This is a genomic window from Bacillus thuringiensis (genome assembly GCF_022095615.2).
Classification (GTDB): domain Bacteria; phylum Bacillota; class Bacilli; order Bacillales; family Bacillaceae_G; genus Bacillus_A; species Bacillus_A cereus_AG.
The window spans coordinates 593,451-606,340 of record NZ_CP155559.1 but is presented as its reverse complement, the minus strand read 5'-3'; the positions used below and the strand labels follow the sequence as shown (position 1 = coordinate 606,340).

The following is a 12,890-nucleotide window of genomic DNA, read 5'->3' as shown; positions in this document are numbered from 1 at the left end:
TCAATACTATATGGATATTTGTCAAAAATATATTAAAATAATAAGACAAATGTATTTTATTTGTAAATTTTAATATTAAACTATTTAAAATTAAGATAATATTTGGTATTATTTTATTGAGTCAATTTCAACAAAATCACCAATAAAAAAGAGGACGCAGGTTGCGTCCTCTTTTTTATAAATCTTTCACTCGTAATACACGCATTGCATTTAACACTGCAAGTAGTGTCACACCAACGTCTGAGAAAACAGCTTCCCACATTGTTGCAATACCAAAGGCACCAAGTAATAAAACGATCCCTTTTACACCTAAAGCAAAGATGATATTTTGCCACACTATACTTCTTGTGCGTTTTGCAATTTTTACAGCTGTCGCAATTTTTGAAGGCTCATCAGTCATAATAACGATGTCTGCCGCTTCAATTGCTGCATCTGACCCTAAACCACCCATCGCAATACCAACGTCTGCACGGGCTAATACTGGTGTATCGTTAATACCGTCACCAACGAAGGCAATTTTTTCTTTTCCGTGCTTCGCTGCATCAATTTTTTCAATCTCTTCTACTTTTTGTTGCGGTAGTAATTCCGCATGAACTTCATCTAATCCTAATTCTTTACCGACAGCTTCACCAACTGATTTTGCATCACCGGTTAACATTACTGTCTTTTTAATACCTAGTTCTTTTAACTTTTGAATCGCTTGTTTCGAATCCTCTTTTACCTCATCGGAGATAACGATATAACCTGCATATTTTCCATCTACAGCAACGTGAACTAATGTACCTACTGTTTCTGGTTGTTTAAATTCAATATTTTCTTTTCTCATTAATTTTGCATTACCTGCAAAAATTTCTTTTCCTTTTACTTTTACGACTGTACCGTGACCAGAAATTTCGTTATAATCATCGATTATTTTTTCATCAATTGATTTTCCATATGCCTTTCGAATAGATTGGGCAATCGGATGATTAGAATACACTTCAGCAAATGCCGCATATTCTAATAACTCTTCACTTGTAGTACCTTCGCTCGGTTCCATTTTTGTAACTTTGAAAACACCTTTTGTTAATGTTCCTGTTTTGTCAAAAACAATATATTTCACATCATTTAAAGCTTCTAAATAGTTACTACCTTTTACTAACACACCACTTTTAGATGCACCACCGATACCTCCAAAGAATCCAAGGGGAATAGATACAACTAACGCACATGGACAAGAGATTACTAAGAACACTAACGCTCTATAAATCCAATCAGCAAATGTAGCTCCTTCTAAAATAAGTGGTGGAATAAACGCCATAATCGCCGCTGTAATAACTACAACTGGAGTGTAGTAACGCGCAAATTTCGTAATAAAGTTTTCTGTTGGTGCTTTTTTACTACTTGCGTTTTGAACTAAATCTAAAATTTTTGATACAGTTGATTCACCGAATTCTTTTGTAACTTCAATTGTTAATACACCATTTTGATTCACAAAGCCACTTAATACATCATTTCCAACTTCAACTTCACGTGGTACAGATTCACCCGTTAATGCTGAAGTATCTACCATTGATGTTCCTTCAATTACCTTTCCGTCTAACGGTACTTTCTCACCTGGTTTAACGATAATATAATCACCAATTTGCACATCTTCTGGTGATACTTGTTTCGTTTCATTTCCAACTTTTACATTCGCATAATCAGGACGAATATCCATTAATGAAGTAATTGATTTTCGAGAACGATTTACCGCAATACTTTGGAATAGTTCTCCTACTTGATAAAACAGCATTACTGCAACAGCTTCTGAATATTGTTGAATTGCAAAAGCTCCTAGTGTTGCAATTGCCATTAAGAAATTTTCGTCAAACACTTGACCACGAGTTATGTTTCTTACCGCTCTCCAGACAATATCTGCACCTATTAATAAATACGCAAGGACGAATAACGGAATTGTTATCATTTGTGGTAAGCCTGCTAATGCAGCAATTGCTGTCAAAATTCCGCCGATCACTAATCGTCCTACCATCTTTTTCACATTTGCTTCACCATGGTCGTGACTATGTTCGTGGTCATGACCACCCTTTTCTTCACGAACGACTTTCACATCTGGTTCTAACTTTTGAACGACATTTGTTATATTCGCTACAGTCGCTTCTAATTCTCTTTTATTCGCTACTTCAACTCGTAATTTCTTTGATACGAAATCAACAGTTGCTGCTGAAATAGTCGGCATTTCTTTCACTTTATTTTCAATCTTCATCGCACAGTTTGCACAATCTAAACCTTCTAATATAAACACTTCTTTTGCCACTTTTGTATTTTTTTCTTCTTGCACTTTAATGTGCGGTTCTAATTTTGTAACGAGTTGTTTCGCTTCTGTAACAACTTCGCTTTCTTTATTTTGTGCTGTTTCTAAAACCATTGTTTTTGTCGCGAAATTTACAGAGCAAGAATTTACTCCTTCTATATTCCCAACACCTTTTTCAATTTTCATTGCACAGTTCGCACAATCTAAACCTTCTAACATCAGTTTCTTTTTCACTAATGCTTCAGCCATCGTTCTCCCTCCTCGCGTTCTTTTTTTATTCTTCCTCGTTTACGTGTTCAAACGCTTGCTCGAAGATATGAATTACGTGCTGGTCAGCTAACGAATAGTAAACGACCTTTCCTTCTTTACGATTCTTTACAAGTTTCGCTTGCTTTAACACACGAAGCTGGTGTGAAATAGATGATTGTGTCATTCCCAATAAATACGCTAAATCACAAACACACATTTCAGCTTCAAATAACGCATGTAATATTCTTGTACGTGTACGGTCACCTAATACTTTAAATAATTCTGCTACTTTACTTAAACTTTCATCAGTTGGAATAGTTTGTTTTACTTGATCAACAACTTCTTCATGAATTATCGTTTGAGAACATGTTTCTTGTGGTGCTTCTACTTTATTTCCAGCCATTATAGCTCACCTCTTTATTTGAACATATGAACAATCGTTCATATATCTTATACTCTTATTATATGAGCGTCTATTCATATGTGTCAATGAAATCTCATACATTTTTCCGAACATTTTGTTCACATTTTAATAAGGCTTACACATATTTTCCGCATCCATTACATTCTCATACAAGAAAGGATGTACATTTTGCACAAAAGAAAAAGCCTTGCGCGTTCCCTAGACGCACAAGGCTTACTATACTTATATCCCTTTTAATTAAGCTTTTAATTAGCTTGTTCTAAATTATCCTGCGAACTTCCATCTTCTTTTAAATGACTATGTTTTTTCGAATAAACAAAGTATACAACTACTCCGATTGCTAACCAAACACCGAAGTATATCCATGTTTTTAACGGTAAATTTACCATTAAGAATAGACAGCATGCAACTGAAATAATCGGTAAGATCGGTACAAGTGGTACCATAAATCCACGTTGTAATTTCGGATGCGTTTTACGAAGAATGATGACAGTTACACCAACCATCGCAAATGTTAATAACGCTCCAATATTCGCTAAATTCGACAATTCTTTTAAATCGATAAATCCGGCAATTAAAGCACTACCAATTCCTGTTAACCAAACTGAAAATGTTGGTGCTTCTGTTTTCTTGTTAATTTTCGCAAAAGATTTTGGCAACAAACCGTCACGGCTCATAGCGAAGAATACACGTGTCGTAGCGTAGATGTATGCGAAAATTACAGCCATAATACCAATTACAGCTCCAATAGCAATTACACCAGCCACTTTATCTTGTCCTACAACTTCTAGTACATAAGCCATTGCTTCCGGTACATCTAATTCCTTGTAAGAAACCATTCCTGTCATAACTAGACAAACGACAACATAAATGATTGTACAAATGACTAATGAAGCAATAATACCAATCGGTAGATCCCGCTGCGGATTTTTTACTTCTTCAGCAGAAGTTGCTAATGCATCAAATCCTAAGAAAGCGAAGAATACTGCTGCTCCTCCGGCGAAAACTCCACTTATGCCATACGGTGCAAATGGTATCCAGTTTTCTGGTTTCACGTAGAATACACCAACTGCAATGAATAAAACAACAATACCAATTTTAATTAATACCATTATGTTATTCACACGCTTACTTTCTTTTGTACCTCGTGATAATAACCAAGTTATCACCAACGTAACGATAATTGCGGGTAAGTTCACCATACCACCTTGCGATGGAATCGTTAACAAGGCTTTAGGAATTTCAAGTCCTAATCCACTCACTAAGTTATTGAAATAACCCGTCCATCCGCCAGCTACTGCGGCAGTTGTTACGACATATACGGATAACAATGTCCATCCCATTAAATGGGCAACAAACTCACCAATTGTTGCATATGAATATGTGTACACACTACCTGAAACAGGAAGTGTAGATGCAACCTCTGCATAACATAACGCTGCAAATCCACAAACAATTGCTGCAATCATGAATGAAAAAATAACTGCTGGACCAGCATCTCTTGCTGCTACTAATCCTGTTAATACTAGAACTCCTGTACCGATTATCGCACCAATCCCTAGCATTGTTAGGTCGAATGCCCCTAGCGTTTTCGTTAAAGTTTTACTTTTACTTTCCCCTAACAATTGCGTAACGGATTTCTTTTTAAATAGGTTGGCCACGATGTATGCCCCCTTTTGCCAAGAAGAGCTAAGAGATCTTCACTCTTAGCTCTTATCATGTTGGTTTATATATTGTTCGATTTTGTTTTGTATAATGCTTCTATTAGCAAGATACTGTTTCTGCTTCTAATAATTCTTTAGCACCTTTGTACTCTACACCGTGAGCTTCTGCAACTGCTTCGAATGTTACATAGCCGTCTAATGTGTTAATACCTTTTAGTAATGCAGAGTTGCCTAGGCAAGCTTCTTTGTAGCCTTTGTTAGCAATTTGTACTGCATATGGTACTGTTACGTTTGTTAATGCAAGAGTTGATGTACGTGGAACCGCACCTGGCATGTTTGCAACTGCATAATGAACAACGCCGTGTTTTTCGTAAGTTGGGTTATCATGAGTTGTAATACGGTCAGTTGTTTCGAAAATACCACCTTGGTCAATCGCGATATCTACAACAACAGAACCTGGTTCCATTGATTGAATCATTTCTTCTGTTACAAGTTTTGGCGCTTTTGCACCTGGGATTAATACTGCACCGATTACAAGATCAGACTCTTTTACAGCTTCTGCAATATTGTAAGGATTAGACATTAAAGTTTTTACTTGGTTTCCGAAAATGTCATCTAATTGACGAAGACGTTCTGCACTTAAGTCGATGATTGTTACATCCGCACCTAGTCCAACTGCAATTTTAGCAGCATTTGTACCAGCTTGTCCACCACCGATGATTGTTACTTTACCGCGTTTAACTCCTGGAACACCTGCAAGTAAGATACCTTTACCGCCTTTGTTTTTCTCAAGGAATTGTGCACCAATTTGTGCAGCCATACGACCAGCTACTTCACTCATAGGTGCAAGTAATGGTAGAGAACGGTTTTCTAATTGTACTGTTTCGTATGCAATCGCAACAACTTTCTTCTCAATTAACGCTTTTGTTAATTCTGGTTCTGGAGCTAAGTGTAAGTATGTGAATAAGATCAAACCTTCGCTGAAGTGTTTGTATTCGCTTTCAATTGGTTCCTTAACTTTCATAACCATTTCCATGTTCCAAGCTTCTTCAGCTGTATCAACGATTTTTGCTCCCGCTTCAACATACTGAGCATCTGTGAAACCAGATCCTAAACCTGCACCCTTTTGAATGAATACTTCGTGATTGTTACGAATTAAATGTACAACACCTGCTGGTGTCATTGCCACACGGTTTTCGTTGTTTTTAATTTCTGCTGGTACCCCAATACGCATAATGAAATGCCCCCTTATAATTAACAGAAAAAAGAAAGTCTTTTTTCTTTTTGTAATAATTAATAACTTATGTCCTTATTCTAGCATAACTTAAAAGTTATGAAAACGCTAACATATCATTTTTTTAAAGTTTATATATTTAGAATAGTGTAAATATATAAAACATTGATTCTATTAGGATTCTCGTTTCATCCCATAATCTATCACTCTATTTTTATTATACTCCCCCAAAATAAGTACCAATCATTTATTATTCAACAATAATGTAACAATGTAAAAAAACCAAATGATGCCGTATACATATACAGTTATTAATTTACACAATACTTTAGGGATATATTCTTTTCATAAAAAAACAGCTGCTAGCATTTAGCTAGCAGCTGGATAACTTATAAATAACTTGGAAAATAAATCATCTGTTGTTTCAGTAATTTTATCAAACAGATCACTTTCTTCCTCTTCTTGCTCTTTTAACATCTTAATCGTTTCACGTGCATCTTCAGGATAATCGGTAATGATACCATCTACGTTTAATTTATAATATCCCTTTAAACTTTCCATATCATTTACCGTCCATACGTAAATTGGCTTGTTTAACTTCCTTGCTTCTTTTACTAACTTCTTATTTAACATATATTCTTCCGCTACATAAAAATCAGCTTTCACATTCTTTAAGTTGGCTCTACTTGCATACAGTATATATCCTACTTTTATATCTGAATTTGCACGCTTAAACTCTTTAATAAGTGGATAGTGTAACGTTTGAATTACACATTGCTTCTCAAATTCATTATCTTTAATCGTTTTTAATACTTTGTTTACAAAGTCTTTTTCGCCCCCATGAAGCTTCACTTCAATATTGAGTTTGATTTTCCCCTTTGCAAGTTTAATGATTTCATCAAGTGTACTTATTTGTCCTGAAAATCCATCTTGACTAAGAGTAAGCTGTCTTAATTCATCCATCGTTAAATCTGACACATGCACATTGGCATTTGCAAGACGTTTTAACTTCAAATCATGTATAACCGCCAGTTCACCGTCTTTCGTTTGTAATACATCTATTTCAGCGTAGTCTGCTTTTGCATCAATAGCACCTTGCACAGCTTCTTTCGTATTTTCTACCCCTTTTGATATATATCCGCGGTGCGCCATAATAATCGGTTCTTTATACGAATTTGAAATAAACGTTACAATGAAGGCAACGACCATTCCGGCCGTAATAATCCCTACAATATATACACTAATAAATTTCCAACGATGTTTTTGGAAGAAACATTTATCTGCTTTCGTTTTCGAATAATCTAATCCCTCCTCTAATAGCACATCTTCAACCGGAACCTTTTGTAAGTACAATCTTGTTATAGCCATAATATAAAATGGTGTCACAATAAAGCTAAATAAATACAATGTACTTGTTAGGAATACAGAAATCGTTGATTCGGCTAATAATGCAAATGTTCCTTCCGGGTTTGTAAATTCATACACACCCCATAGGCACAATAAATATATTCCAAAAAACACAATATAAACAAGCCCTATTGAAATGAAAAATCCTACTAAAAAGAATAGTACTTTAAAAAAGCTTTCTTTTACTAAAGCTGCACTTTTGCGTGCTGCTGTGCGAAACGGTTTTTGTTCTAAAACGACAATAGGTAAAACAAAAATCCAGCGAAGGTTCAAATACGCAACTACAGCAAAGAACGTGTAATAACCAACTTGTCCCATCGTTGTCTTTTCCAGTTCTCCTGTAATGAAGTTAGGAATTTGAATTTGCGGAATTAATGCCGTTTCATATCCCATACTTAAAAGAGGTAACAATACGACAGCATATAAAATAAATCCCGGTAAGCAATATGTGAAAAGAGTAGGTAAGTACGTTACGGTTTTATATAAAATCGGACGTAATTTCACCTTTTGTCTTTTATGAGCGAAGTACGAAATGATAATAAGCACCGCAAATTCCGTAAAGATAAGAAACAGTGCTAACAATGATAAAATTACGATTGCCAAAATGCCGTATGGTGTCTTTAAAAACGCTAATAATTCATCATTCGTCGCATTTGCATAACCACCAAAATACAATAACTTATTAAAAATGATCCCGAATAGCGGGACAAATACAATCGCTGCTAATAATTTATAAGCAAGTTGAAAGGTTAATACATTCCAAAAAGCAAATCGAACTGTTTGAAAGGAATGTCCCATTACTCCTGGTATAGATAGTCTTTTACGGTGTTGCATATATTCCTCCACATTCTAAAACGATATTTGAGATGGATTCCACATTTCCATTTCTAATCCATCTTTTTAATAATAATAATAATATATTCCGCTTAACATGAACACTCTTATACATACAATGAAAAAAGTGATGGCTACTTCCCATCACTTTTCATTTACTCTATTTTTTCTCTAACCCTTGTCCAAATGCTTTCAAGAAGCTAAAACCGAATGTAATAGCTCTATTGATATCTGGATCTTTTAACACTTTAAAGAAATCCATCACTTTTGTTTTTTTACCACTATTTAATTCATCTGTTGCAAATTGCAATCCAGTGACTAAACTCGATGTAATTTGCTTTGTTACTTCCGGATCAACTGAGGATAGTGCTTCCCCCGCCCCCATCATATTGTTAAGTGCATTTTTAACTGGTTCACGATTTAATTGCTCCACAGCGATTTTTGAAACATCTTCCTTCGCAGCAAGTAAACTAATCGCTGCATCTAATATACCAGCCTTCTGCAGCTGTGCTAAAAGCTGCATCGTTTCTTCTACTGCTTCACGATTATTAGATAGCTCATTTAGAAGTTCATCTGCTACTTGCTGTTTCTGTTCTTCCTCTGTTACAGTTTTCTTTTTAATTAAGGTAATTTCTTTCGCCACTATCTCCGCCCCCTAGTCCACCAGTGATACGTATTGTTTTCTTTGCCATTTTTGCTCGATTTCAACACCATTTTGCGGATTACGCTTTTTATCTCGCGGGTTTGAAGATGGTAATGGGCGATTTCCTTTTTCACGTAATATACGCATTTTCACCATCGTTTGTTTATACGCTGGTGTACACGTATAAAGGTCGGTTGCCGTCCCAGTTAAAATATTAATCGCTTCTTCATTTATCGTTGCATGCATCGGTAAATATAACTCTTTCCCCGTTACACGATCAGTAATAAGCGCTTGTACTTTAATTTTTCCAAATGGTGATGCTAATTCCACAAGACCACCATCTTTCACATTGCGCTCTATAGCGAGTTCTGGTGAAATTTCAACGAATACTTCAGATACTTTAGATAAAATACCAGCCGACTTATTCGTCATATTCCCTTCATGGAAATGTTCTAGCATACGTCCATTATTTAAAAGTAAATCATACTCATCTGGCGCTACAACCGGTGGTACCCATTCATCTAATGATAAACGAGCAAGTTTATCCGGGAAGTTAAATCCGTCTACATATAATAGCGGTGTATCGCTACCATCATGACTACCCCAACATAAACTATTCCAACCTTCTAGACGATCGTACGTTGCTTGAGAGTATAACGGTGCAAGTGATGCAATTTCATCCATGATCTCACTTGGACTTTCATAATTCCAATCCCCGCCTAGTGCACGAGCAACTTTTTGTAAAATCCACCAGTCTGGCTTGGAATCACCAAGCGGTTTCAATACTTCATATAATCTTTGAATACGGCGCTCTGTATTCGTAAACGTTCCTTCTTTTTCTAAGCTTGGTGCCGCTGGTAAAATAACATCAGCAAAACGAGCTGTTTTTGATAAGAACATATCTTGAACAACTAGGAAATCTAAATTCGCTAAAATATGTTGCACATGGTTCGCATTTGAATCGACTAAAGCCATTTCTTCACCCATGACATACATACCACGTAATTTTCCTTCTTCCGCCGCAAGTAACATTGCGATATTATTTAATCCTGGTGCTTTCGGAATAGTTGTACCATATGCTTTTTCAAACTTAGCACGAAGCGTGTCATCTGATACTGCTTGATAACCTGGAAGCCAGTTTGGTAATGTTGCCATATCACAAGCACCTTGTACGTTATTATGTCCTCGTAATGGATATGCACCTGCACCCGGACGACGATAGTTACCCGTAACAAGCAGTAAATTTGAAATGGCAGCGGACGTTGTACTTCCTCCTGTATTTTGAGTTACACCCATTCCCCAAAGTATACAAGTACCATCTGCTTCATATACCATACGAGCCATTTCTTTCAGATTTTCTTTCGAAATCCCTGTAATTTTCTCTGTATAGTCCAGCGTATATTTCTCTACCATTTTGCTATATTCATCAAAATTCTTTACGTTTTCAGCTATGAACTTTTTATCATGCCAATCTTGATCAATAATATATTTCGTAATACCAGCAAGCCATACGTAATCCGTTCCTTGGCTCGGATGAATAAATAAATCCGCACGCTCTGCCATTTCATGTTTACGAAGATCTGCTACAATCAGTTTTTGCTCGTGTAATTTATGAGCACGTTTTACACGCGTCGCAAGTACAGGATGTCCTTCTGTTGGATTCGCACCAACGATAATGACAAGGCCTGCTTCAGCTATATCCTTCACTGTTCCAGCATCCCCGCCCATACCGACGGTTTTAAATAAACCGTCTGTCGCTGGAGATTGACAGTAACGAGAACAATTGTCCACATTATTCGTTCCGTATATTTGACGAGCGAGTTTTTGCATAAGGTAATTTTCTTCATTCGTTACTTTCGAAGAAGAAATAAATCCAAATGCATCGCTTCCATATTCAGATTTAATATGCTGCATGTTAGAAGCAACAACTTCTAATGCTTCTTCCCAAGTAGCTTCAACAAACATATCTCCTTGGCGAATTAAAGGCTTCGTAATTCGATCTTCACTATTTACAAAGTCCCATCCAAATTTACCTTTTACACATGTGGAAATACCATTAACAGGTGCATCTGAAACCGGTTGTACTTTTAATATATGACGATCTTTCGTCCATACTTCGAATGAACAACCGACACCACAAAATGTACAAACTGTTTTTGTTTTATTAACTTTCGTCTTACGCATCGCAGCCTCTACTTCTGAAACCGCTAAAATACTACTATATCCAGGCTCTACATCCTTTACAAAATCAATCATTGGATCTAACACATCTGGTTTTAATCCTGTCATGAATCCAGCTTCACCTAACATTGATTTTTCCATTAACGCATTACATGGACATACTGTTACACACTGCCCACAACTTACACAAGATGAGTCATTTATGCTTACACCATTGTCCCATATAACACGCGGACGATCTAAGCTCCAATCTATCGATATAGTTTCATTGACCTGTAAGTTTTGACATACTTCTACACACTGTCCACAAGCAATACATTGATTTGGATCATACCGATAAAACGGATGTGACATATCCACTTCACAAGCACTTACCTTCGGCTCATACGGATATTTCTGTTCTTCGATCCCCATCATATGAACTGTATTATGAACCTTACAATTACCGTTATTGTTATCGCATACGGTACAATACAATAAGTGGTTTTCTAATAGTCGATCCATCGCCTCAGTCTGCGCCTCTTTTGCACGCTGTGACTGCCTTTCAATATGCATACCATTCTCTAATTTCGTTGAACAAGCACGCATTAACTTCCCATCTACTTCTACAATACACGTATCACAAGTTTGAATTGGATCTACTTCTGGTACATGACAAATTTGAGGATGTTCTAAATTACTCTCGTTAAATAATTGTAGTATTGTCTTTTCACCTGATGCTGAAAATTCTTTACCATCTACGGTTACACGGACTGTCTGTTCTGCCATAGTTTCCCCTCTCCTTACAACCAACTGTACAACACATTTATGAATCCGTTTTCATAAATGTGTTGTACATATTTTTGAAACGCTCTGCCCAAATACTTTTCTTATGAAGTCGATTCTAGATGTTTATAAGGTATCACTACGAAAGCTTGAAAATTTCACTATTCTACATTTCTATTATATCGTATATATACAATAATAACCAAAATAATCTGATACCTTCCTTCTAATAGATGTTTTTATTTTTTCAATGTTTTATGATAAATGTAGAAGCGAAATACGTATAAAAGGGGAATTTAATATGGGGCCTACACAAGAGAATTATACAATTGTACGCTATCAGTCTGGTACATTTTCAAAACAACTTGATGAGATTGTTACAGAATCTCCTATCACTATTAAATTAAATGGCGAAGAATATGTAACAGTCGTATGTACACCAAATTACATCGAAGATATGGTGATTGGTTTTTTAATTTCTGAGGGAATTATTTCTTCCTATAAAGATGTTGGAGAACTATGGGTTCAAAAAGATAACGGAATTGTCCATGTAACATCATCAAAAGTAAATCCGCTCTATCAAAATTTATATAATAAACGATACATCACTTCCTGTTGTGGAAAAGGTAGACAAGGCTTTATTTTCGCTAACGATGCAGCAAAAGCAAAAGATTTACATGATATACATGTGAAAATTACTCCTGAAGAATGCTTTCACTTAATGAATACTTTACAACAATCTTCCACTACCTTTCGCCAAACCGGCGGTGTTCACAATACCGCGCTATGTGATCGAAATAATATCCTCATATCAAGAATGGATATCGGAAGACATAATGCGTTAGATAAAATATACGGTCATTGTTTGCGCAACGACATATCTGTTAAAGGAAAAATCATCGCATTTAGCGGGCGTATTTCATCTGAAATTTTACTCAAAGTTTCAAAAATCGGATGTGAAATTGTTCTATCTAAATCCGCTCCAACAAAACTAGCATTGCAACTCGCTCATGATTTAGGCATTACAGTCGTAGGATTTATTAGAAATGAATCTTGCAATATTTACACACATCCACATCGAATTGATGGTTATCAATCGAATAACTAAAATAACTCCTCGATTGAGGAGTTATTTTAGTTATAAAAATGTAATATATTAAACACTTGAATAGTTAATGAAGTTAATATATAATTTC

The 12,890-nt window shown here is 35.9% G+C and carries 8 protein-coding genes; 1 reads left to right on the top strand and 7 read right to left on the bottom strand.

Annotated features, from left to right (window positions below; translation table 11 throughout):
* Positions 1–175: 175 nt before the first annotated feature.
* From KZZ19_RS03075 to fdhF, 7 genes are all read right to left on the bottom strand, one after another.
* Positions 176–2,542: a heavy metal translocating P-type ATPase gene (locus KZZ19_RS03075; RefSeq protein ID WP_237981585.1), complete on the bottom strand. Its 2,367-nt coding sequence runs from the start codon at positions 2,540–2,542 to the stop codon at positions 176–178.
* A 25-nt stretch (positions 2,543–2,567) separates the two neighbouring features.
* A complete protein-coding gene (locus KZZ19_RS03070) occupies positions 2,568–2,945 on the bottom strand; it encodes an ArsR/SmtB family transcription factor (RefSeq protein ID WP_088095099.1) in 378 nt (125 codons plus the stop codon).
* 266 nt (positions 2,946–3,211) lie between these two features.
* The gene (locus KZZ19_RS03065) at positions 3,212–4,627 is read right to left on the bottom strand and encodes an amino acid permease (RefSeq protein WP_088095098.1); all 1,416 of its coding nucleotides are present in this window, start codon (positions 4,625–4,627) and stop codon (positions 3,212–3,214) included.
* Positions 4,628–4,730: 103 nt separating this feature from the next.
* On the bottom strand, positions 4,731–5,864 hold the full coding sequence (gene ald / locus KZZ19_RS03060; RefSeq protein ID WP_088083212.1) for an alanine dehydrogenase: 1,134 nt from the start codon (positions 5,862–5,864) through the stop codon (positions 4,731–4,733).
* A gap of 369 nt (positions 5,865–6,233) precedes the next feature.
* Positions 6,234–8,105: a glycerophosphoryl diester phosphodiesterase membrane domain-containing protein gene (locus tag KZZ19_RS03055; RefSeq protein ID WP_237981584.1), complete on the bottom strand. Its 1,872-nt coding sequence runs from the start codon at positions 8,103–8,105 to the stop codon at positions 6,234–6,236.
* 160 nt (positions 8,106–8,265) lie between these two features.
* On the bottom strand, positions 8,266–8,748 hold the full coding sequence (locus KZZ19_RS03050) for a DUF1641 domain-containing protein (RefSeq protein WP_088095096.1): 483 nt from the start codon (positions 8,746–8,748) through the stop codon (positions 8,266–8,268).
* Positions 8,749–8,760: 12 nt separating this feature from the next.
* Complete coding sequence (fdhF, locus tag KZZ19_RS03045) at positions 8,761–11,697, bottom strand: formate dehydrogenase subunit alpha (protein WP_088095095.1); 2,937 nt, start codon at positions 11,695–11,697, stop codon at positions 8,761–8,763.
* A 298-nt stretch (positions 11,698–11,995) separates the two neighbouring features.
* Here fdhF and fdhD point away from each other — a divergent pair, with 298 nt between their 5' ends.
* Entirely contained in the window at positions 11,996–12,802 is an 807-nt protein-coding gene (fdhD, locus tag KZZ19_RS03040) for a formate dehydrogenase accessory sulfurtransferase FdhD (RefSeq protein WP_237981583.1), read from the top strand.
* Positions 12,803–12,890 lie beyond the last annotated feature (88 nt).